This is a genomic window from Herpetosiphon giganteus (genome assembly GCF_016907925.1).
GTDB classification, from domain to species: Bacteria; Chloroflexota; Chloroflexia; order Chloroflexales; family Herpetosiphonaceae; genus Herpetosiphon; species Herpetosiphon giganteus.
On sequence record NZ_JAFBCZ010000004.1, the window covers coordinates 157865 to 181027 of the forward strand.

The 23163-nt window shown below is 51.4% G+C and carries 23 protein-coding genes and 1 riboswitch; of the genes, 4 read left to right on the forward strand and 19 right to left on the reverse strand.

What is annotated here, in order from left to right; translation table 11 throughout:
• Positions 1–17: 17 nt before the first annotated feature.
• The 15 genes from gcvT to JOD20_RS05230 form a co-directional block, all read right to left on the reverse strand.
• Positions 18–1103 carry a glycine cleavage system aminomethyltransferase GcvT gene (gcvT, locus tag JOD20_RS05165; RefSeq protein ID WP_204754241.1) on the reverse strand — a complete coding sequence of 362 codons (1086 nt, stop codon included), beginning with the start codon at positions 1101–1103 and terminating at the stop codon, positions 18–20.
• Between the two features lie 20 nt (positions 1104–1123).
• On the reverse strand, positions 1124–1909 hold the full coding sequence (locus JOD20_RS05170; protein WP_204754242.1) for a lipoate--protein ligase family protein: 786 nt from the start codon (positions 1907–1909) through the stop codon (positions 1124–1126).
• Positions 1910–1952: 43 nt separating this feature from the next.
• A riboswitch (glycine riboswitch) is annotated at positions 1953–2044 on the reverse strand.
• A 160-nt stretch (positions 2045–2204) separates the two neighbouring features.
• Entirely contained in the window at positions 2205–2333 is a 129-nt protein-coding gene (locus JOD20_RS26680; protein WP_269083552.1) for a hypothetical protein, read from the reverse strand.
• 300 nt (positions 2334–2633) lie between these two features.
• A complete protein-coding gene (locus JOD20_RS05175; protein ID WP_204754243.1) occupies positions 2634–3200 on the reverse strand; it encodes an AMMECR1 domain-containing protein in 567 nt (188 codons plus the stop codon).
• A 20-nt stretch (positions 3201–3220) separates the two neighbouring features.
• On the reverse strand, positions 3221–4216 hold the full coding sequence (locus tag JOD20_RS05180) for a radical SAM protein (protein ID WP_204754244.1): 996 nt from the start codon (positions 4214–4216) through the stop codon (positions 3221–3223).
• A gap of 174 nt (positions 4217–4390) precedes the next feature.
• A complete protein-coding gene (locus JOD20_RS05185; RefSeq protein WP_204754245.1) occupies positions 4391–5482 on the reverse strand; it encodes a sulfite oxidase in 1092 nt (363 codons plus the stop codon).
• A 295-nt stretch (positions 5483–5777) separates the two neighbouring features.
• Positions 5778–7037, reverse strand: a complete 1260-nt coding sequence (locus JOD20_RS05190) for a GAF domain-containing sensor histidine kinase (RefSeq protein ID WP_204754246.1) — start codon at positions 7035–7037, stop codon at positions 5778–5780.
• 63 nt (positions 7038–7100) lie between these two features.
• On the reverse strand, positions 7101–7508 hold the full coding sequence (gene speD / locus JOD20_RS05195; RefSeq protein WP_204754247.1) for an adenosylmethionine decarboxylase: 408 nt from the start codon (positions 7506–7508) through the stop codon (positions 7101–7103).
• Positions 7505–8347 carry a hypothetical protein gene (locus JOD20_RS05200; protein WP_204754248.1) on the reverse strand — a complete coding sequence of 281 codons (843 nt, stop codon included), beginning with the start codon at positions 8345–8347 and terminating at the stop codon, positions 7505–7507. Before JOD20_RS05200 ends, speD begins: the two co-directional genes overlap by 4 nt.
• Position 8348: 1 nt before the next feature.
• Positions 8349–8573, reverse strand: coding sequence for a DUF350 domain-containing protein (locus JOD20_RS05205; RefSeq protein ID WP_201783484.1), 225 nt, complete (start codon positions 8571–8573; stop codon positions 8349–8351).
• A gap of 44 nt (positions 8574–8617) precedes the next feature.
• Complete coding sequence (locus JOD20_RS05210) at positions 8618–8992, reverse strand: hypothetical protein (RefSeq protein WP_054534191.1); 375 nt, start codon at positions 8990–8992, stop codon at positions 8618–8620.
• A 44-nt stretch (positions 8993–9036) separates the two neighbouring features.
• Positions 9037–10062 carry a lipid II:glycine glycyltransferase FemX gene (locus tag JOD20_RS05215; RefSeq protein ID WP_204754249.1) on the reverse strand — a complete coding sequence of 342 codons (1026 nt, stop codon included), beginning with the start codon at positions 10060–10062 and terminating at the stop codon, positions 9037–9039.
• Entirely contained in the window at positions 10062–12515 is a 2454-nt protein-coding gene (locus JOD20_RS05220; RefSeq protein ID WP_204754250.1) for a spermine/spermidine synthase domain-containing protein, read from the reverse strand. Before JOD20_RS05220 ends, JOD20_RS05215 begins: the two co-directional genes overlap by 1 nt.
• A 126-nt stretch (positions 12516–12641) precedes the next feature.
• Complete coding sequence (locus tag JOD20_RS05225; RefSeq protein ID WP_204754251.1) at positions 12642–14246, reverse strand: sensor histidine kinase; 1605 nt, start codon at positions 14244–14246, stop codon at positions 12642–12644.
• The gene (locus tag JOD20_RS05230; RefSeq protein WP_204754252.1) at positions 14243–14959 is read right to left on the reverse strand and encodes a response regulator transcription factor; all 717 of its coding nucleotides are present in this window, start codon (positions 14957–14959) and stop codon (positions 14243–14245) included. The genes JOD20_RS05225 and JOD20_RS05230 overlap by 4 nt, the downstream gene beginning before the upstream one ends.
• A 30-nt stretch (positions 14960–14989) precedes the next feature.
• On the opposite strand from JOD20_RS05230, the gene JOD20_RS05235 reads away from it, so the two are divergent.
• From JOD20_RS05235 to JOD20_RS05245, 4 genes are all read left to right on the forward strand, one after another.
• Positions 14990–15232 carry a PaaI family thioesterase gene (locus JOD20_RS05235; RefSeq protein WP_204754253.1) on the forward strand — a complete coding sequence of 81 codons (243 nt, stop codon included), beginning with the start codon at positions 14990–14992 and terminating at the stop codon, positions 15230–15232.
• Between the two features lie 3 nt (positions 15233–15235).
• Positions 15236–15409 carry a PaaI family thioesterase gene (locus JOD20_RS26960; RefSeq protein ID WP_420828940.1) on the forward strand — a complete coding sequence of 58 codons (174 nt, stop codon included), beginning with the start codon at positions 15236–15238 and terminating at the stop codon, positions 15407–15409.
• Between the two features lie 120 nt (positions 15410–15529).
• Positions 15530–16234: an N-acyl homoserine lactonase family protein gene (locus JOD20_RS05240; protein WP_204754254.1), complete on the forward strand. Its 705-nt coding sequence runs from the start codon at positions 15530–15532 to the stop codon at positions 16232–16234.
• A 323-nt stretch (positions 16235–16557) separates the two neighbouring features.
• A complete protein-coding gene (locus JOD20_RS05245) occupies positions 16558–17427 on the forward strand; it encodes an MmyB family transcriptional regulator (RefSeq protein ID WP_204754255.1) in 870 nt (289 codons plus the stop codon).
• 43 nt (positions 17428–17470) lie between these two features.
• Here JOD20_RS05245 and JOD20_RS05250 read toward each other — a convergent pair whose 3' ends face one another.
• The 4 genes from JOD20_RS05250 to JOD20_RS05265 form a co-directional block, all read right to left on the reverse strand.
• A complete protein-coding gene (locus tag JOD20_RS05250; protein WP_204754256.1) occupies positions 17471–18166 on the reverse strand; it encodes a haloacid dehalogenase type II in 696 nt (231 codons plus the stop codon).
• A 67-nt stretch (positions 18167–18233) separates the two neighbouring features.
• The gene (locus tag JOD20_RS05255) at positions 18234–19949 is read right to left on the reverse strand and encodes an FHA domain-containing protein (RefSeq protein ID WP_204754257.1); all 1716 of its coding nucleotides are present in this window, start codon (positions 19947–19949) and stop codon (positions 18234–18236) included.
• 48 nt (positions 19950–19997) lie between these two features.
• Entirely contained in the window at positions 19998–21548 is a 1551-nt protein-coding gene (locus tag JOD20_RS05260) for a serine/threonine protein kinase (protein ID WP_204754258.1), read from the reverse strand.
• A gap of 160 nt (positions 21549–21708) precedes the next feature.
• Complete coding sequence (locus tag JOD20_RS05265) at positions 21709–23034, reverse strand: Stp1/IreP family PP2C-type Ser/Thr phosphatase (protein WP_054534181.1); 1326 nt, start codon at positions 23032–23034, stop codon at positions 21709–21711.
• Positions 23035–23163: the final 129 nt, after the last annotated feature.

A 23163-nucleotide genomic window follows, 5' to 3' on the forward strand; every position in this document is an offset into this window, starting at 1 on the left:
ATTTATGCAAGAGCAAGCTATTTTTTGTAGCGTGCTTTGTAGAATGGCGTTTTGACGACGCTGGCGCGCACTGGCTTATCGCGAATCAGGACATCAACTTCAGCGCCAACTTTAACGCTGCCAGCTTTGACCAAGGCATAGGCCAGATTTTTGCCTAAGCTTGGGCTGGGCATGCCCGTCGTTACCACGCCCAATTCGCTGCCATCAAGCGCCACAACTGGGTAGCCTTGGCGGGCAATCCCGCGTCCAGTCATTTCCAAGCCAATCAACGTCCGAGCAGCACCATTGGCCTTAATATCTTGCAAGGCTTCCGAGCCGATAAATGGGCCTTTATCGAGTTTTACCACCCAGCCCAATTTGGCTTCATAGGGATTAATATCGCGATCGATCTCATGGCCATACAGCGCCAAACCCGGCTCAAAACGGAGGCTATCGCGTGCGCCCAAGCCAATTGGCGTAGCGCCAGCTTCCGATAACCGATCCCAGATCCGTTCGATCTCGCTAGCAGGCAAGAACAACTCGAAGCCATCTTCGCCAGTGTAGCCAGTGCGCGAAATATAGCCAGCAACGCCATCCACTGTGGCCTTAGTGATGCCGTGGAAAGCTAAATTGATTACATCGGCATCAGTCAAACCCGCTAGCAGGCTTTCGGATTTTGGCCCTTGCAAAGCGATCATCGCCAATTCTTGTGAGCGATCAGTCAGCACCACATCGTAGCCAGCAGTATGTTGATTGAGCCAAGCCCAATCTTTTTCGGCGTTGCCAGCGTTAGCCACCACCATCCATTCGTCGGGGCCAAGGTGGTAGGTAAAAATATCGTCGACAATCCCGCCATCTTCGTAGCACATAATCCCATAATCGGATTGACCGATGGCAGTTTTGCTAATATCAAAGGTATCGATCAGTTGGATGAAGCGTTCGCTATCGGGGCCAGTAACCCAAAAGCGCGCCATATGGCTAATATCAAACAGCCCAGCACCTTCGCGGGTCGCCTTATGTTCAGCAATAATTCCGGCGTATTGGACTGGCATATCCCAGCCGCCAAACTCGACCATTCTGGCTCCAAGGGCGCGATGGCGAGCGTTGAGTGGTGTTTGTTTCATCAAAAAACCTCATAAATCACTTAGCGTCGTTGTAACCATGCAGGGTTGCTATAGCGTTCGTGGCGCAAACGCTCAGCCGTAGCCTGCTCTTGGTCGGTCAGTTGGTCTGGTTGCAATGTTATGTTGAAGGCACTCGCGAAGCCTGCAACAATCGCTTGGTGGGCCTCGTCAAAGCTAATGGGCCGTTGAGCTGCTTCGTCAAGCGCAATCAAGCGTTCGGCCAACGCTATAGGATCAAGCTCAGCTGGCAGATGTAAAACCTTGCTTAATTGCTGGTGATCGGCGTGGAGCAGCACCGTGCCATGTTGCAACATTGCGCCACGAGTGCGAGTTTGGGCGCTACCAACCAATTTGCGCCCAGCCACAATCAGCTCAAAATCGTTTGGCGTATCGAAGCAAGCGGCAGATTTTGGTGCAGCACTTGCGCCGCTAGCCCAATCGATGCTGCTCACCAATTGGCGCAAACCAACCAATAAGCCATGGCTGATTGTACGATAGGTGCTTAAAACACGACCCCCAAGCAATGGGTTGCTGTTGGGGGCGGTAATGGAATAGGTTAATTCAGCATCGTGTAAAATCGCGCGCCCGCCGGTAGGTCGGCGCACAATCTCGATTTGGGCTTGCTCGCAGGCAGCTACATTAACATCGCTATAGGGCTGAAATGCGCCGATTGAGAGGCAGGCAGGCTGCCAACGGTAGATGCGCAGGGTAGGGTAGGCCGATTGATTGGCATGCAGCGCCAACGCATGATCAATTGCCATATTGGTTGCGCCATCGGCGGCGGCTGAAACAATATAACGCCACATGAGCACATCGCTTAAATAAAAAAAGAGATCGCGACATAAAAAATGCCTGATCTCTGTCCATTGACCTGAGAGATTCCTTGCGTTGCAAGTTACTCCATCGGTGCAAGTAAATGCTTGCTCTCCAGAGCGCTGTCGAGACACGGTGTTGGAGCCTGAAAGATTCATCAACGGGTTGGCTACCCGTAATTTGCTTCGTCGGCGATCCCAGTGGGATACTCTTCCGCGTCCTTCATTCAGCGATATTGGGTTATAGCAGTAGTATACGCCGCTGTGAGTATTTGGTCAATTGACATACTTATTGGTTTGAGGCCTGATTTACGTCGAATTGCACATCGCTTGGTTCGCTAAAGTTGCGCAAGCCGATGATCACTGGAGCTATAGCACAGCAGAGCAACATAAATGCCCAGAACACGACAGTCAACATACCAAGGCGCTCCTCAAATAAAAAGTTCAAGTATCAAGTGAGTTTATGCTTTGTTTCACACAGCGTTGTGCAATGCAAGTGATATGCCATCAATCACGATTTTAGAAGTCAATTTTTCGCTAGGCGTAGTTTCAAGTATGCTGCTTGCTGCGGCTCAGCACAATAGCTGTTTCAGCATGGCCGACCCATGACCTTTGCCGAGCAAGTTGATCACCACCTGATTTAGCTGCGGCCTAGTACGATGATGGCTGCTAGATTATATGCTGCTTTGACAAATCTGCAAATTAGAGTAGTCGTTGCTTAGCTGACAGTTAGCTGATAATTACCTGATAACTCAATAATCCGCCTAACCTGAAAGCGTTCAAGGGTTGCGGGTGTATCCAATGCAAGCTGAGCACGTTGATAAGCAAGTTGGCGTTGTTGCTCAAAGGTCGTAATGCCGCTCGCGTTGGGCAACACCACACCCTGATTGCGCCCGCGTACGACGCGCAAACCAGCAACCTTTGGGTCATGGGCATCAATGTTTTTAAGCAACGCCAAATGTTCAACCACATCAACGATATAGCTCAACTGCTCAAGCTCATCAATACTGACTGGGCTAAATCGGGGGTCGTGCACAGCGGCGGCAATCGCGGTATAAATCACTTCCTTGGCCAGCGACGACTGTTTGGGGCGCACATGGCCAACACAGCCACGCAGTTTGCCAGCCTTGATCAAACTCACATAGATGCCGTATGGCTCGCGCTGCTCAACGGGCAACGGATCAGGCACCGCCACAATTTCTGCTTGGCGAATAAAGCAATTCACCGCTTGCCGAGCCAAAAGAATTAACGGGTCGTGGACGCTGACAGCTGCTTGTTTAGGCATCGGCAAGCTCCTAAGCTCGTTTAGTCATTTAATTTATTGCGTTTGAAGAGCGATGAGCGAATATAGACTTCGCTGCCACAGTTTTCGCAATGGCTATCTTCAACCCCAACTACCCGTGGCTGGCCTTCGAAACGCTCGATCACTGCCCATTCGCATTTGGGGCAGCGGGTGGTTTCGGTTGGTTGCGCGCCATAGACAAACGGCAAGTCCAAGCCTTGGGCCATTTTACGCACCGAAGTTGCAGCATTGGTATCGGCATCGCGGCTGGGAATAATCCGCCAAGGAATCAGGCCATTGAATTTGCGCTTGATCCAGCGCGCAATGCCTTCAATTTCGGCAGTGCTATCATTTACGCCCGTCACAATTGGCGTGGTTATTTCAAGATGACAACCCCAGCGTTTGACTGCATGCTCAGCTCCAGCAAAAATTCCTTGCCATTGCTCAACCCCAGTTAATGCTTTGTAACTGGCATCGCTCAAGCCATAGACTGTCAACATCAGTCCATCGATATAGGGCGCAAGCTGATCGATCGCTGGTTTCGACCAAAAACCATTGGTCACCATGCCGGTCATACGGCTGGTCGAGCGTGCCAAGCGGGCAGTTTCCAACACATGCTCAAAATTCATGGTTGGCTCGTTATAGGCCCAAACCACGCCTCTGGTCATGCGTTCTTGCGAAAAGCCCACTACTCGCTCAGGATCGATCGAGCGTTGTTTGGCGGGATCGTCGGGAATATGCGCGTGATAGGCAGCATCGTGGTGGGCAGGAAACGACGTACCCCAACCACCTATTGCAAACACGCTCGCGCCAGGAAAAAAATGGCGAAAGCCATAATCCTCAACTGGGCCAATTGTTGCTGCTGAAACTAAACCATGGTTATGGGCAATAATTGCCTGATCTTGGCGTTGGCGCACACCACAACGACCCCATTCACCATCAGCGAGTAGACAGCGCCATTGACATACCTCGCAGCGCAATCCTTGCGCCGAGCGTGACACGAGTGTTGTTTCGTGCATGAAAGATTTCCTCGTTGCCCTACGTGTCGCGTCTTCTACACAGCCGTGATGACGCTCGATTTGCTTCTGCAACTATAGTACCACGCGCTGATAGGAATTCGGTTGATTTAACCGCATTTAGAGCAGCAATTTTAGCGATCATCGCTGGCATTCGTGCGAGCGATGATCGTTGGCTTAGCGAACTGTTAGTTGGAGGCGTTGGATGGCATTGTGATGATAGCCTTTGACATTCCACGCTGGTTGATCAGGCTGTTGCTGACCAAGCGTATCGGTCGCGCGCACCCAGCACTCATACTCGCCAGAAGCCAATTCTAGTTTCGCTTGCCAGCGGCTCCAGCAGCCAAGTTGTGGCTCGTCAAGCAAGCTAGCAGTTTGCCAATGCTGGCCTTGATCTAGCGAAATTTCGACACGATCCACCAGCGCTTGACCGCCAGTAATTGCATACCCCGCAAGGGTGATGACCCCAGCAGCCAAAGCTTGTTCTGGCGCTGGTTGGCAAACCACTGCATTGACTGGCAATTCGTGCAACATCGGAGCTTCGTGCCAAGCTTCAGGCTCGCTGCTTTGGGCCAAACGATAGGCCCGTCGCTGAAAATAGTTGTGTGATGGCTCAGCGCTGAATTCAAGCGAACGCAACCATTTGATGCTCCGCGCGCCTACAATCCCAGGAATAACTAAGCGCAACGGGCCGCCATGCAGCGCTGGCAAGGCTTCGCCGTTCATGGTATAGGCCAATAAGGCATGCTCAATCATCGGCTCGTCAAGCGGAATCGAGCCACCAAAGCCAAAACTTTGGCCATGGCGCTCCACCTGATCGTAGCTCACACCCAGCAAATGCTTGGCCGCAGGCTGAATGGCGCAGCGCTCAAGCAAGGCCCGCAAGGGTGCGCCACCCCATGTCGCGGTACTAAGGCCATTCGCGCCCCACGGCAATTCGCCATAAATCGCTTTGTAGGCATGCATTTCTTGGCGGCGATTACCAGCGCACTGCAAGGTTGCAACTTGCTCAACATAGGGCAATTGCTGTTTAATTTCGCCAATGCTGATGCTCCATGGCTCGTCAATTAAGCCGTGAATTGTAATGCTCGTTGTTTCAGAATCAAGCGTTGGAACCGTGCCATGAGTGCGCACAAAAAATTGGCTATTTGGCTGAATATAGGTATCAACCAGTTCATCCAAGGGCGTTCCAGCGTTCAACGGCTCGGCCTGCACCACCTGCATTGTGGCACTTTTGGCAGCAGCAAACACAGACTGACTATCTCGCATCGAAATCACTCCTTTCTAAGGGGATGTTGATGGCAACATCCATGAACAACACTGTTCTTTGCAATTAACTAGGGCTAGATTTTCTCTGCAACGGAGGGCCGAAATCGATGCAGCGCTTGCGAGTATAGCATAAATCAGCTTCCCTCACCCCCAACCCCTCTCCCACGCGGCGGGCGCGGGGCTTTAACACCGTGGTTCTTGCGTAATTCGTCGGAAATCCACGGCAGCTCCCCCTCGCCCGCGTTTTCGTGGGAGATGGGGCTGGGGGGTGAGGGAAGCTTTTCTTTTAGGCGGCTTAGGATTGAGGAAGCTCAGCGCTGGCTTTCAACGGCAAGTAGACAGTAAAATGACTGCCAATGCCAGGGTTACTGCTGAAGGTAATATCGCCGCCAAGCAACAGCGCCAAACGCTTGCTAATGGCTAGGCTCAAGCCAGTGCTTGGTTGATTGCTAAAACTTTTGCTGGCGCGTAACGGCTCCTGAAATAAGAGCGCCTGTTGTTCGGGAGTCATGCCAATGCCCGTATCGAGCACGTGAAAGGCCAAACATGGCTGCTCGTTGCGCATTTCTTCCATCACTTCGATTCGTACCGAGCCATCGTGAGTAAATTTAGCAGCATTGCCAACCACATTGACTAAAATTTGGCGCACCAGCCGATTATCGCTCCAGAAAACACATTGGCGGGTGGCAATTTGCACATGGAACGAATTGTGGTTGCGCACCATCAGCGGCCCGACAATCACATTCAATTGATCAATCAGCGGCCCCAAACACACTTCTTCAGAATGCACCGCAAGTTGACCATGCTCAATTTTGGCCAAATCGATCATATCGTCGATTAATGCCAACAGCTGGGCACTGGTTTCTTGAATGTGATGCGCAGTTGGTTCCAACTCGGCAACCCCAGCCTCAAGCAATTGCTCAGCCAATAATTGACTATCGGTCATAATCGTCTGAATTGGCTTGTGCAATTGCTGGCTCATTTTGGCAAGCAACGGTGTTTTACTCGGCACTTGCGGATCGTTGGTGAGATTTGATTGAAAGACATCGTGGGGCAAGGTTGTTAGCTGTTGCACTTGGCGAAACAGCTCAAATTGATGGCTAAGCTGGCGCGCAATTAATTGCAAACTCTCGAGTTGTTGGGCGCTAAGCTGGCGTGCTTGATGATCGATCACCGCAATACAGCCAAGCGCAAAGCCTTGCTGAGTAATAATCGGCATACCAGCATAAAACTGAAAGCCTTGCTGAACAAGCGGATGATGGCCGAACTTATGCGCCAAACTTGCCTGATCATAGACAACGAGATCGCGCTCAATAATTGTTTGGGCACAACATGAATATTTACGCGGAATAGTTTTGAGCTGGCTGCCAAACGCCGCCTTAACATACTGATATTTATGGTCGATCAACGAGATAATTGCAATTGGCGTAGCACAAAACAATGCAGCCAAACGCACTAATTCATCAAACTCGTGGATATAGGGGCGCGCCAGCAAACCATAACTTTGCAGGGCAGCAAGCCGTTGGGCTTCATTGGTAGGATATTGAGTACGCATGACGGCTCCTCGCTAAAATCAAGATCGCTGGGCATTAAGGGATACTATGATCTTGACATAGCGTTAAGCCAGTGTCGAGGGGGCTGTTTGGGTGACTTCGCTGATAGTACGGTCTATAAGCTGAGAATGGACATTTGTCGCATGCAGCGCAGCAACGAGCACCGCTAGTGAAGCTTCAGGTTGGCATTGATCACCACAGGTAAAACAATCCCAGAAGGCCGCTCCATGCTCAGGATAGGTGTGCAACGAGGCATGGCTTTCGCCTAACACCGCCACGATGGTAACACCTTGGGGCGTGAATTGATGGCCCACAATTTCGAGCACTGTGGCGTTGGTCGCAGCTGCTGCTTGCATCACAATCGTTTGCAGCAAAGCGCGATCGTTGAGGATTGCTGCTGAGCAGCCACCTAAATTTGCAAGTAGGTGTCGCCCAGCAGCGGGATAGGTTGGATCTTGGATGAAATTGCTCATGAATTGTATTGCCAGCGCGGTGCGCCTTCAACTCCTTCAGCATTCCAGGCATTAAACCAATCATCCATCAATGCGCTCAGACAGGCCCGAAAAACCGCTTCTGCTTGCAGAATATGGCTTTGGCCACGGGCTGCAAACCAAGCTAGTTGGACAAACGCGCCTAAATCATTGACATCGGTTGGCGTTAATCCATCGGTATTTTCGTTCGACCACCAATCGCGAATCACACGATCAAGCACGACTTCGACGGCAATCTTACGAAAATTGGCTGGAGTGTTGGGCGGTAGTTGGTTCACTGCATCGTTGGCAAAGCGCACATGTTGGGTCAGCAAAATCACCGTTGACGGTGGAAGCCGGCCATAACCAGAAGCCTTGAGCACCTCGTTTTTGCGTGATGCAGCATAGATGCCAGCCCCGATTGCTGTGCCTGCGCCAGCCAAGCCAATTGCTTTGGCAAAGCTTGAATTACTGAACATCAGTGCGCCAAGCGCTCCCATCATCAACCAGGTGATGATATAGGAAACAATCGACATATCTGCATCGAAAAAAGCAATCGCGATAACATTAACGATAAAATGCGCCAAAAACCAGCCACCAATTGCTAAAAAGCTGGCAAAGCCACTCATCCAGCGCTTGATGATAAAATAGGCTGCAATACCAACAATGACCATCATAATCACAAGAAATACTGGCATGCCACCAGTAAGCACGCGACTAGAGCGGCCAAAAATGATATTGCCCAGCAACAACGATAGAAAACTGGCAATAGCCCCACCCAAGCCAAGACTAAGCGTATAGATGCCGAAGCGTTGCCAAAATGGTTGGGTTTGTGTATCCATGTTAGGTTGCCACTGCCATAATGACAATTGCGGCCAAGGCAATTGTTACCGCAGCCATTTGAATTGCTGCCGCAACATTGCCACGTTTAATCTCTTCCCGATAATCAATCGGATCAAGCAAATCGTAAAGGCGCGCGCCACCGTAAAAAATCAAAACACTGACGAGTGTCCAACCAATCGAGGCGGCAATCCGGCCTAACAGGGGCAAAATGGTTTCAGAGGACATGCATGCTCCTTAACTATCAAGAGGGCTTTATCCAGCATGAGTGCTTAGTATTTACCTGGTGGGCCTGGATCGCCTGGTGCGTTCCAATTGGCGAGCCAATCTTCCATCAATCCGGTCAAGACCGCCCGAAAAACCGGTGCGCCCTGATTTTCAAGATCGTTGCCAGCAAGGGTTGCCGCCAGCTGTACAAACGAACGTAAATCGGCCACGTCATCGGGCAATAGCCCAGAGACGTTTTCATTTTCGCGCCAGTCGCGCAACACAATCCCCAAAATGATTTCGGTTGCTGCGGCCCGCGTGCCATGGCCAGCATGGTTGGGCAACGCAGTGACAACTTGACCAGCAACGGTTTGGGCTAAGCCCGCAACCAATTGGGCGGTGTCTGGCGGAATCCGGCCAAAACGTGGCGGTTGAGTCATTAAGCCTCCTCGGAAGCACTAAAAGGCATCCTCACACCAATTAGCTATGCCAATTCGCGCACTGCCCGAATAATGACATCGGCTAATTGTTCGGTGAAATAATAATCATATGCACCAATCAAGGCGATTGCTTGGCCGCCAAAAGCCCGTTTGAAGCGCGAAAAGCCAGCAAACGGATGATGAGGATCGCCAGTTGGTTCAAATCCATAAAAATCGTAACAGCGACAGCCCAAACGCTTGCCATGTTGAATCGCAGCCCATTGCAAGGCGTAGCCCGCCATTTGCTCACGCAGTTGGTTGCTAATGCCACCATATTGATAAACCGCTCGCTGCCCATAGGTAACCAACAACATGGTTCCCAAGGTTTGGCCAGCATATTCGGCAAATAACAAATGGGCATGGCCCAACGGCGCAAGCGTCGCCAACAGATCGTTAAAATGATCAATCGGCTCAACATAGAAATCGTCGCGCTCGCCAGCCTCATCCATCAAGCGATAAAACAAGGGAATATCAGCCACATCATGCGAGATGCGGACTGTTACGCCACGCCGCGCCGCCAAGCGAATATTGTAGCGGCCTTTGGGTTTCATCGCTGCCAGCAAGCTTTGCTCGTCAGGCTGCAAATCCAAATACAGCGTTTCACGGGCCAGAATATCGACTGGCGCACGCCGCCAATCGCGCAGCAAATTGGGCGCTGGGCGTTCCAGCCGTGGCTCGATGCGCAAACCAATTGCCCCATATTCAGCAGCATGCTGTTCGGCAGCTTCGCGCAATAAGCGCAAGCCTTGGCGGGCCAACGCTTGATCGTGCCATGGCAAAATTGGTCCATCAGCAGCGATTAAATTGCTACCAACGCCGCTTTGGGCAGGAATCGTGCACAGCATGCCGCCAATTAATTGCTCAGCATCAAACAAGCCAAAATGCACAACCTGCAAGTCGCGTTGCTGTTTAAATTGGCTCCAAGCAAGGCTTTGCATCACGCCGCCAGCAGGGTTTGCTTGCACTAAAGCCTCCCACTGCTGGCCCAGCTCGCTGGCAATCGTTAATTGGGGCAGAATCGCAACCTGCATTATTTCAAGCTCTGCAAAAACTTCTTAGCTGCATTGTCTTGTTTTGGCAATGAACTAAGTTGATCGTTCAAGACCTGAATCAACTGCTCGGTGCGGGCAATATCATCGTTGGTGCGGCGCAACGCTTCGTCAACCCGAATTTCGGTTGTGCCATACTCGACAATATCGCTTGGCCCATAGCTACGTTGAATCGAGGTGTATTCGGTTTTATCCGAGTTAAGCAAGCTCAAATCGCTCTTGACGCTGGTTAAATCGGCTTCAATCCGCTGCTTGATCGCTGCATACTCAGTTGTTTGCTTGCTCAAAAACGGAATCAAAACTTTGGTGCGAAACTCATCTGGATACGGCTCACTCAGCGGTTGGGTTAAGCCGCTATCGCTGTACCAGCCAGTTTTGTTGAGATAGGCCTTGCTGCCATCGGGCTGCTCTAAGATTGCCAACGTGCCTTCAGCATTCATCCAAACGCTGGAGAATAGTTGAAAGCCACCAGCAGTTGGCGCAACCCGAATCGCTGGCTGATTAGCAGGAATCGAACCCAAGCTTTTGATTGCTTGATCAAGCGTGCCACGGGTTTGTACAATGTTGTTTAATTCGGCTTCATCATCGTTGCGCCATGGCACAAAACCCGCCCAACTGACCCAATCGATCCAATCTTGTTTGGCTTTGACGCTGCCATCAAGCCCGCGGCGCTGGCGATCAAGCTCGCGATGGGTACGCCAAACCAAGGCTTCGTCGCGTTTCAAAAACACAATTGGCAAGCCATCTTCTGCATCAACCACGGTCATTACTTGGTCGGCAAGCAAGAGATATGATTGATCGGTCAAGCTGATCACAACTTCGCCATTGGCCAAAATATCGGTTTCTGGGGTCAAGCGATAAAGTGCATCGCCTTCGTTGGGATCTTCGCTTGGGCGTTGATTGCGGTTGTAGTTGCGATACGAGCTACCACCATAATATGAGCCATAGTAGCGATAGCGGCGCGTTGGATAGGCCGAGCCATATTCGTCAATCACGCTACCGCGCCCATAGGTGCCGCTCGAAAAGCCGCGACCTTCAACCGTTGAAGGCGGCGCTTGCACCACATCGTAGGGCGAATTTGTGCGCACCATCGATTGGCTGGAGGTTGCGCCCGAACCAGCAGAAGTATCGCCTTTGGCGTAGGTTGTATCAGGGTGCAGCAAGTTGGCCAAAATAATCACCAGCGCAATCACCGAAACGATGCGTAAACCACGGCTGAGCAACAATTGCGGGTTTTCCCATGTGCGCTGAAGGTGGCGGCGCAGCAAGCGCAATTCGGCCACCAATTTGCGTGGCAACTCGCGGCTACGGCGCAGCAAGGCCTCAACCAAGCGCCGCAAATCGAGCGAATTCAGAAAGCGCAATGGGTTGGCAATAAATTCACTGACCATACTGCGGGTTTGTTCAGCGCGCAAGGCTGGCATCACCTGCACGACTTGCTCAAAAACTTGGCTTTCATCAAGCCCTTGATCGGCCTGCAAGGCTTGCTGAACCGCGTTTGGCATCAGGGTTGCGCTGGTATGTGGCTTGGGCAGCGGCGCTGGATCATGCACAAAATCAAGTGAAGTCCAATCGGTGCCACTGGCTTCATCCCAGGTTGGCGCGAATAAGCTATGCAACAGCGCATCGCTGGCCAATTTGGTTGGTTGGGCAGTGGTGCGTTTTTCGGCCAGTGCGGATGGGAAGGCAAAGGCCCGTTTAAGCTGCTCGCTATCGTGCAAAAACTCGCGTGGCTCAGCCAACGGCAAATAATCAAACTCACGCGGACGAAACGCTTTACGGCTGCCAACGAAAAAGCCCCAATCATCGCCATAGCCAGCCTCGGTAAACGAGGGCAACGAAAAGCGATAGGGCTTAGGATTCAGGTTCGCAGTCCGAATGCTGTTGTAAATCATCCAATAGGCGACTGGCGTTTGCGATGGCGAAGCTGCGTTGACCGCGATAACACCTTGAGGATGCAAAATATATGCCAATTGCTGATACCAATCGATGCTCTGCAAACGAGCACCAACCTGATCGCGGGGCACAGTAAAATCACAAATGATTAAATCGTATTCATCAGCTGCTTGTGCTGCCTGATCAACAAATTGAACCGCATCGCAGATATGGATTTTGAGGCGAGGGTTGGTCATGGCATGCTGATTCAGCTCAGGCCATTCATTTTGAGCCAAATCAAGGATGGTCGGGTCATAATCGACCAAATCGATCTGCTTGATGGCTGAGGATTTAAGCAATTCGCGGGCAACAAAGCCATCGCCACCACCACAAATCAACGCTCGGAGTTGGCGTTTGGGGCGGCGTGCTTGGGCTAATGCGAGCGCAGGCAAGGCCAAAAGCTCGTGGTACACCCCTTCATCACGGCTATCAAACTGCAAATCGCCGTCAATATAGACGGCAAGGGATTGATCGGAGCGTTGATCAAGGACAATGGTCATGGTTGTTCTCCATACAACGGGTTTGCTGGGGTTGGTACGTGGAATGCTCACTATAGGTTACAGAGTTCTCGGCAGCATGTCAATATACAACGCCGCTATTGGCCAGAACTATAGGCATATAGGAGTCTAGGAAACGCTTGCAAGCATTAGTTTCGAGGCTTTGGGAAAACGAATGCAAAAGCTGGTGCCAACGCCCAGCTGGCTTTCAACCGCCACCGAGCCACCCATGGCTTCGCTTAATTCTTTGACCAAGGCTAGGCCTAAGCCAGCGCCCTGATGCTGTTCGTTGGCATGATCGTTGGCCCGATAAAAGCGCTGCCAAATTGAATCAAGCTCGGCGGGGTCGATCCCAGCACCAGTATCGCGCACATAGATCTCAATCTGGTCGCCATGATTCAGGGCTTGCACCACCACCAAGCCACCAGGTGGGGTATAGCGCAAAGCATTATGCAACAAATTGCGCAAAATTTGCTCAAAGCGTTGGGGATCGATCAAGGCTTGATCAAGCTCGGCGGCACACTCTGCCAACACATCCACCCGCGATTGCCGCCATGCCAAAGGCTGAACGGTTTGGACAATGCGATTAATTAAAGGAGCAAGATCATGCGCTTCGCGGTTGAGGGTCAAACGGCTAACTTCGCTGGCCGAAAGCAAAAACAAATCTTCAATCAATTGTTGTAAGCGCAGCGTTTCGCGCTCCATCACCAGCAAATCGCGCTGTACTTGGGGCGCTAGTTGTTCTGCTTGCAAATTCGATTCAAGGTAGCCGCGCATGGTCGCAACTGGCGTGCGCAATTCATGCGAAACGCTGGCAACCAAGGCCCGCCGATCATCCAGCAAGCCCGCAACACGATCGCGCTCGGTTTTCAGGGCATTGACGGTCGTATCGAGTTGTTCGGCCATGGCATTGAAATTGGCTTGCAGCTGGGCAATCTCATCATTGCCATACACCACAATTCGCGAGCTATAATCGCCCTCGCGCAGTGCAGTTGTCGCCATTGCCAAGGCCTCAATCCGCCGCATAACGCGCCGAATCAGCATATACGAAAGAATCATCGCCACGGGCAAAAAGATAAACAGGCCGAGGATCATCAGCGCGCCATAGATCGAACCTAGCAACGAATATTGCACGACATTTTCAATCAAGAATGTGGTTGAATTATCGGAGTTCGCCAACTCATTGCCACGCATATAAATCGAAAGTCCGGCCACGGTAACCCCAAAAATTACCATCAAGACAAAAACAATGGTTAATTGATCGTGGGTCAATGTCCAAAGTAACGAACGTTTGCGCAAGCGATTCCACCAACGCCAAAACCACATTAAGCAACGGGTTCCCATAAATGTCACATTGTGGATGCTAAAAAAGAGCAGCATATCGGGAAACGCTATATAAAATTCATCCTGCCATGCACTCATGGGACGTGAAAGTTCATACCACGAAACAAAACTCCCAAGCAGGGTCAAGCTGATCAGCGCAAGCACAAATGCAGCAAGCTCGAGCAGTAATTTGCGCCAAAATCCACCTTCGGTGAAAGCCAAACTCAAGCCAAACACCACAGCGCTAATGCCAATAATAAAAAAGCCGCCATTCATCAAGACATATACATCAACGGGTAGCCACTCAACAAGCAACAATAGGCTACCTAAGAAGATGCTGTTGAAGAGCAGCATGTACAGCCAAGCCCGCCACAGCCCCGCTTGCGCATACCAACGCAGCCAATACTTCATCGTGGTGCTTCCGCTTGCAAGCGATAGCCAAGGCCCCAAACCGTTTCAATCGCATCGCCAAAATCAGCCAGCTTTTTGCGCAAACGCAGCATCGCATTATCGACCGAACGATCGCCGCCAACATAGCTTTGACCCCAAATTGTATCGAGCAAATAGTTGCGGCTAAATGCGCGGCCTGGATTGCGCAACAATAAATCGAGAATTGCAAACTCAGTTGGCGTAAGATCCAACTCCTGCTGGCGCAAAGCAACGGTATGCAAATGCGGGTCGAGCACTAATTCGCCATAGCGCAAAACTTCGGTCGCTGGTTGCACATCGGCCTGCAACAACTGCTGAATCCGTTGGTCGCGGCGCAACAACGCCCGCACGCGGGCGATCAGCTCGCGCATGCCAAATGGCTTGGTCAAATAATCATCAGCGCCAAGCTCCAAACCCACCACCAAATCGGTTTCTTCGCTGCGTGCCGTTAACATCAGCACAGGTGTAGATTTGGTTTGGCGAATCGTGCGCAAGACCTCTAGGCCATCAAGCTGCGGCAACATCCAATCTAAAATAACCAAATCTGGTTGATGTTGCTGGTGTAAACTTAAGCCTGTGCGGCCATCGGCGGCATGCCAAACCCGATAGCCCAAATTGTTGAGTTCGCGCACCAACACATCGGCCAAATCGACAGCATCTTCTATTACCAAAATTGTCGGCACATGCTCAGCCATCGCCAAATCCTTCTGTTATGTGAGGTTTCAATGAGTGACGATTTAACCGCCATTGGGCAACAAATTCTTGCCAGCCAACCCTTCAGCCAATTGCTCAAAGCGCAGATTAGCGAGTTTCGCCAAGGCTATGCAGAATTACGGCTGGCGATCAGCCCTGAGCTAACCCAACAATTTGGCTTTGTTCATGGCGGTGTGCTCAGCTATGCTGCCGATAACGCCCTGACCTTTGCCGGCGGCTCGGTGCTTGGCATGCAGGTCGTAACTGCTGAATAAAAAATTAATTATGTCAAACCAGCTCAAGGCCACGAATTAATTGCCAAGGCCAGTGTTTTGAGCAACGGCAGTCGCCAAGCAGTCTGTCACTGTTTGGTCTATTGTCGAGACGATCAGGCCGAACACTTAGTTGCAATCGCCCAAGGCACAATTATGACCCTCAGCAGCAAACGCTAGCCCATACTATACCGAGAATTAGGCAGCCGCGTCAATTCAAGCATTGACAAATAATAGCACATTTGGTCTAATCTTCTTTGTAATGAATAGGATTGACCACTTTTCGCGAAGGGAACTGTGATGATGAGCCAAAATACGCCACAGCGGTTATACCTGATGCAGGTTGGCGATATGCCGGAATATCAGATTCCAATCGTGTGCTATCTGGTGCAAACCAGCGCTGGCCAAAATATCCTGATCGACACTGGGTTGCCTGAGCTTATGCCTGAAGAAGCAGCAGATTTTGCGAATGGGCAAGATGTAATTGCTCAGTTGGCGAGCATTGGCCTCCAGCCAGCTGATATTGATACGATCATTTCGACTCATTATGATATTGACCATGCTGGCCGACATGCGCACTTCCCCAAGGCGCAATATATTGTGCAACGAGCGCATCACCTCGATGCCCAAAGCAATCCCCGCTTTGCGGCCAATCGCGGGCAATGGGAGCAAGCAAACGAACGAATTCAGCTGGTTGATAGCGATACCGAGCTGCTGCCCGGATTAGAACTGATTGAAACCAGCGGCCATGTGCCTGGTCATCAATCAGTGCTGGTGCGACTGCCACAAACCGGAGCAGTGCTCTTGCCAATTGATGCTGTAGCATTCAGCGCCGACTTTATTCGTGATAAAGCTGATGCAGAAAACCCCGATGCAGCAGCAATTCAAGCCAGCACGATCAAGCTGCTTGATCTGGTCGAGCAAGAGCAAATTGAGCTAGTCATTTTCGGTCACGACAATCAGCAATGGCAAAGCCTTAAAACGCTGCCAGATTTTTACGCCTAAACCACCCTCAAAGCTTGGTAGCCCAAACCAATCATCCTCAAATAGGTTAATTCAACAATCACCCGCATCCATTTTTTCTACGCTGATGGATGCGGGTAGTTCTTCCCCAACACTTATTTAAACTCAGCACAGATTTTCTATTCTCAAATCAGCATAACCAACAAATTTTTAGTGGCTTGAACAAGCCAAATTACCGTTAATCAACATAAAAACATGATATAGATAGCACCATGCAAAATACCCAAATTTGCTATAATAGCACCATTAATTTCAGGCTGTAACAGCATGAAACCGAGGGTAAGAGTCCTTGAAAAAGGAAAACTATGACCGAACAAGTAAATGTACCAAGCGCCAACGATAGCTTTATCGAGGTTGCCGAAATAATCCGCATTCGGCATAAGCGTGCTTTTGAAGATGCAATGCGCGATGGGAAAAAGCCGAAAACGAATAGCTCGCCATTTTCTCAACAAGCAATTTGGAGTGAGTTTCCAGTTTATAAGCGGTTGCTCGAAAAACGGGCCAAAATTACGGTTCCCGAGGCAATTGTGCGCGGCATCGCTGTCCTTTTAAAATGTAATATCAGCGAGCGGAATATGTTATTAGGCGCTGCTGGCTATAAATTAGATCCTGAAGTGCTGACCGGCATTGCCCTTCAACAACACCTTGATCGCTACCGAAACATTGTGCATAAACTAAATATTCCTGCATTTATTCTCAATCACGTTTGGGATATTTTAGAAGTCAATCAAGTTATGGATCGCTTATTTAAGCATTATATGGATAGTTTTAACAGTATTCTTGAATCTGATCGCAATATTCTCAATTTAATGTTTGATCCGCATTACGGGTTTAAAAAGCTATTTAAGCTTGATCTTATGCAGTGGCAATTAATAACTCAGAGTTATATTTACAATTTTAGGCATGCAACCAAGGGTTTCGAGTTTGAGGAGTGGTATCAAGCAAAAATCAACTATCTCAATCAATTTAGCGATTTTAAATTAATTTGGCAGCAGGTTGAGGATAATTTATATAAAGAATACGATCCATCATTAACCTATTTTACCAGCCAATTTTTTGGCTTTCGCTCAATTTATCTCAGCGAATCAGAAAAATTTGCCTATCCACGAATCAATGCCTATATCAGCGACGATCCAAACGTGCAATTAGTGCTCTTTTCGGTAAGAGCTCAATAAAGCAATGCCAGCACGCTTAAGCATAAACGTGCTGGCACTTTATTTAGCAACCCAAGGCATCGGCCAAGGCGGCCAAGCTTGGCACAACCAAATCGGGCTGGGCTTCGGCAACAGGCGTTGCGCCAAAACCAGGGTTGGCATGGCGGCGATTGACCCAAACCGTATTGAGACCAAGCTGGTTAGCGGGCACAATATCGTGGAACAAGCTTTGCGCCACATGCAAAATTGCGCTTTGCGGCAAGGCCAAGCGTTCAAAGGCGCGCTGAAAATTATTCAACGCAGGTTTGTACGATTGCACTTGTTGGGCGGTGATAATCCAATCGAATTTCAGGCCCAAGCGTTGCTCCGAAGCAGCAAACAAATCATCATCAACGTTGGAGATGATCGCTAATTTATAGCGTTGCTGCAAGCGCTGCAAGGCTGCTGGCGAATCGGCGAAGGCTGGCCATTGCTTAACCGACAAGCCGAATTCGCGGCATTCTTCGGCAGTTGGCGTGAAGCCCAAACGCTGGCCAAGTTGCTCGAGCACCGTTGCAACCACGGTTTTATAGGCCAAATATGGCCCTGCTTCGAGCGCACTTTCAAGCTCACCATACAATTGCAAAGCAGCTTCTTGCTCGATATTAACCCCGTAGCGAGCAAAAATTGGCTCAAGCGCTGCCCACAAGCCAGTTTCCCAATCGATCAAGGTGCCATAGCAATCAAAGGTTAACACCTGAAATTGAGCTGGGTTCACCATCAGCATCCTCCAAATACAAAAAAACCGCGCTTATCAACAGCGATAAGCGCGGGCAGTCAACGCACAATTAGTGCAAATGCAAAGTCACAACAACTTTGCCAAATTGCAGTTGGTCGCCATGGTTGACTGGGGCTGGTGCATGGGGAGCCAATTTTTGGCCATTAACTTTTGAATAGTTGGTGCTATTCAAATCTTCCAGCGTCCAATTGCCGCCAGTGTTGTGCAAGCGCGCGTGCTGCCGACTCACGCCGCCGCCTTCGCCGCCGTGGTTGGTCAAATCGACCTCAGGATAAATGCCGCTAATTGGGTCTTCGCGGCCAATCACATAGACTTGCTTATCGGTGGGCAGATTGAGCACCACGAGGCTGCCAGCGACCACTAAATGCGGCGTAACTGGCGCTGCTGGCGCGACTGGTGCTGGAGCCGACCATGCTGGCGCTGGTTCTGGCGCTGCTGGCGTTGGCGCGGCCCATGCTGGCGTAGCTTCAACCGCTGGAGCAGGCACGGCCACCGGTTCGGCTGGAGCAACTGGCGCTGGCGCTGGTTCACTAGGAGCAGCAGCTGCAACCGTTGGGGCATCGTAGGTGTTGACTGGAGCCGATGGAATTGGCGGAGCAGCAGGCGCGGCAGGCGCGCCGCCGAGCAAGGCGGCCAATTCGGCTTCGGCTTCGGCCAAGGCATGCTTGCTTTCTTCCAAGCCAGCTGCGATATGGGCGGGCAAGGCGCGGCCAGCATAGCGCGCTGACATTTGCTCGAACATCGCCAAGTTATCTTGGTGTTCAGCAATTGCTGTTTCTAAGCGCTCGACTTCTGCTGGGTCGGGCAAGGCCGCAGCTTGAGCAGCCTCGGCAGCGGCTTCAGCAGCAGCTTTGGCGGCAGCTTGGGCTTGATCGAAGGCGACAAGCGCTGCTTGGGCTTCGGCCAAACTGGTTTTGGTTTCTTCAATCCCAGCGGCAATGTGGGCAGGCAAGGCGCGGCCAGCGTAGCGCGCTGACATTTGCTCGAACATCACCAAATTATCTTCTTGTTCGATAATCGCTGCTTCAAGTGCCGTTCGCTCGGCGGCTACGGCCTCAGCGTCAACTGCCGGAGCAGCTTCGACAGCTGGCTCTTGGCTGGCTGTAACCGCAGGCTCATCTTCGTAGAGTGGTTCTTCAGGTGCGATCAGGACTGGGGCAGCCTCAGCCACCGGAGACTCGAATGGTTCTTCGGCAGCAACTGGCGCAGCTTCTGCGATAGGAGCAGCAACCGGCTCTTCGGTTGCAGCCACAACTGGCTCGGACTCGTTGCTTGGTGCTGAAAATGGTTGTTGTTCTTCAATTGGCACAGTTGGCAACTCCTCATCGGGCGCAACATTGGTTAATTCGGCTAAACTTGGCTCGGCAGCTTGCACTGCTGGCACGCCATCTGGTGGCGTAACTGCTTCGCTCGCGCTTGGCGCAGGCGTTGCAACTGGCGCAACATCGACACCGACGGCAACTGCTGGAGCATCAAGTGAAGCCCCACATTGATCGCAGTAGCGATCGCCTGGTTGATTAATATAGCCACATTCACGACAGTTGAGCGAACTTGCCGCTGGCTCCGCTTGGGCTGGTGGAGCAGGAGGAGCTTGATCGGCTGGTACAAACATCGTTGGGGCATCATAGCTTTGATCAGTATGCAAATTGGGAACAGCCCCAACTTGGGTTGCTTCTTGACTCATTGCAGGATCAAGCCGGGCACCACAATATTCACAAAAACGGTTGCTGCCATCATTCGTATGTCCACAGCTTGGACACTTCATACTTCCTCCTTCGACAAGGGAGCACACAAGAATGCAAAAATAAGAACTTTAATATTTATCTGAGATACTACCTATAATTCCCATCACCACACACGCTAAGACCATCGCCACGGTTGCAAATATTAGGCCGCGAACTGCCTGCGAACGACCTTTGCGCGAATCGCGGGTGGCTTTTAAACTCACCGCAACAATACTCACAATTAATGAGACAAAGCCAGCAAACCCGCCAAAGCCTGCCATTAACAAAGCTGTGTCATAGCCCATATCTTCATAGAAAAAGCCGCTGATCACCATAATGAGGCTTAAAAAGCCCATAACTTGGGCGGTTTGGGCAACGCCGGTGGTTTTGGCTTGCGGCACACTTGCAGCTTGCAAATGATGCGTTGCTGGATGCATCGGCGGCGCTGGCGGAATAAACGGTTGCGCATAGATTGGCGGCGCTGGCGGAGTATAGGGCTGCGCATAGGGTTGCGCCACTGGCGGCCCATATGGCTGTGAGCCAGTTTGACCATAGGGTTGCGAGCCAGTTTGACCATACGGCTGTGAGCTTGGCTGGCCATAGGGTTGCGAGCCAGTTTGACCATACGGCTGTGAGCTTGGCTGGCCATAGGGTTGCGAACCAGTATGGCCATACGGTTGCGAACCAGTTTGGCCATACGGCTGCGACACTGGCCGCGCTTGGGCTGATTGCGCATAGCCAACATTTGGCAAGGCCGAGGTGCTTGGGCGTTGGGCCACATACACATCGGCACTCTGTTGCGAAGCATTCGATAGCGCGCGGCGCAACGCAACCATTGAGGCAAAACGAGTTTGCGGATCATGGCTCATCGCCGTCATCAGCACCGAACTGATCGCCTCTGACACTGCTGGGTTGATCGTATGCGCCAGCGGTACATTGAAGGGCTGGGCAATTGGATCGTGGCCAGTCATCAATTGATGCAACAACACGCCCAAGGCATAGACATCGGAGCGGGCATCAGTTTGGCCCGTGCCATATTGCTCTGGCGCAGAATAGCCCATTGTGCCAAACGCTTGGGTATCTTGGGATTGCCCAGGCTTAAACAAACGCGCAATCCCGAAGTCAATCAATTTCACTTGACCTTCGGGAGTACGCATAATATTGGCAGGCTTCAGATCGCGAAAGACAATCGGTGGGGTGCGGCTATGCAAATAGTGCAGCACCTCGGTCAGTGGCTCGGCAAACGCCACCACATCAGCGACTGGCCATGGCGGCGGGCTATTGCGCAAAATGCTGGCCAAGGTTTCGCCAGGCACAAATTCCATCACCAAATACTCACGCCCGTGATCGCTAAAGTGATCGGTCACACGCGGCAGATTGGGATGGTTCAAACGTGCCAGCAATTTTGCTTCTTCATGAAACGATTTGCGGGCGCGCTCGCGCTCATCTTCTGTTTTGAGCAGGGCCGTACTCATCTCTTTGATCGCGCAATCAATATCAAGGCGCTGATCGTAAGCCAAATACACAGCCCCCATGCCGCCTTGGCCAAGCCGTTGTTTGAGCAAATAGCGATAGCCCAAAATCAACTCAGGGGGCAAGGCACCTGTTTTTGAGTTTTCTTCCGATAACAAATCGCTCATGGAGAAAATCCTTCGTATCAGCAACTCAGCGCGATTATAGCACGATGTTGCGCTCAAAAGCGCCCAGAATCGTGACAAAACGATCAGAATGTGATCGCTGGCGTAAGGCCGTCACAGCATACGACGCATTCTATCTTTAATTAGTTTCAGCCTCAGGCCGCTAATGCTGCTGGTTGGTACGCTCTTCGGCGGATAACAGCACCACCGTTACATTATCGCGTGCTCCGCGGCTATTGGCAATAGCAATCAAGCTGCCACAACATGCTTGCGGTGATGATGCTTCAAACACTGCATCGCGCAATTCTTCATCAGAAAGCTCGTTAATCAAGCCATCGGAGCAAAGCAACAACCAATCGCCAGCCTCAAGCGGCTGCTCAGTCATATCCGATTCGACTGTGGCTTCGACTCCAACCGAGCGGTAGAGCACATGGCGACGCGGATGGGTACGTGCTTCCTCAGGCGTTAGCTCGCCAATATCAACCAAGCGCGCCACCATCGTGTGATCGACGGTAATTTGGGCAATTTGTTGGGTCTTTTCGCTGACTCCTTTGCGGTTAATCAGGTAGACCCGCGAATCACCAACGCTGCCAATCCAGGCTTTTTCGCCAACAACCAAGGCCACCACGACCGTCGTGCCCATGCCCCGGAGTGATGATTTAACTTCTGCTTCGCGAAAGATGGTGCTATTGGCCGCAGCAATGGCCGCCCGCACCACATCGCGCCAGCCATCAAAACTGCGGTCGACATTACGGCTATAATCGCGCAGATGATTGACAATCGTTTGGCTAGCCAAGGCGCTGGCCCGTTCGCCACCTTGGGCACCGCCCATGCCATCGGCCACCAAACAGCAGATCACCGGCGTGCCATCACGCAAACGAAATTGCTCGACCAAGGCAGAATCTTGGTTGACTGAACGACGCGTACCAACATCGGAAAGCAGGCCAACAGTATAGCGAAGTGTTTGCGACATAGGCTGGACCTTTTCTGCATTGGCCACCAACGGATTACCGCAGGCAATGCAATAGCGTGCATTGACCCGATTGCCCTTGCCGCAGCGCGAGCAGCCAAGCGGAAAGCGGCGGGCTGGCGTTAATGTGGTGGTAATGCGAATTGTTTCGCGGCCTTGAGCCAACTGATGACTAACGCTCCCAAGGGCTTTGCGCAATTCTTCAATACTCGTGATGGCTTCCTCTCTGGTTGCCTCACCAGTTTGCAGGCGCATCTGCCACCATTCAACGCCAGCATGCACCATTTGTTCCAAGGCTCGCAGGCTAATCTTCTCGCCTTCAAGCTGGATTCGGCGTGGTGCTGGTAAAACAACTTCTTCATAATCCATCGGCTCGGCGGCCACGGCTGGTTCTGGCGCTGCGAGCGGCGTTGCGACTGAACGCAGCGGAAACCCGCAATGACGGCAGAAACGCGCCGTTTCATCAACCAGACGATGACAGCGTGGGCATGGAGCGCCAGTAGGCGTTGCAAGGCTCATTCGAGCAACCTCCCATTCGGCAGGAACGGTTGTGGTCTGGAGCAGTGTGCTATAATGCGCGTGTTTGAGTCTGCTCACATGCTGCGATTATAGCACAGCCTTCATCCATGCCACTAGATAGCGTTAATC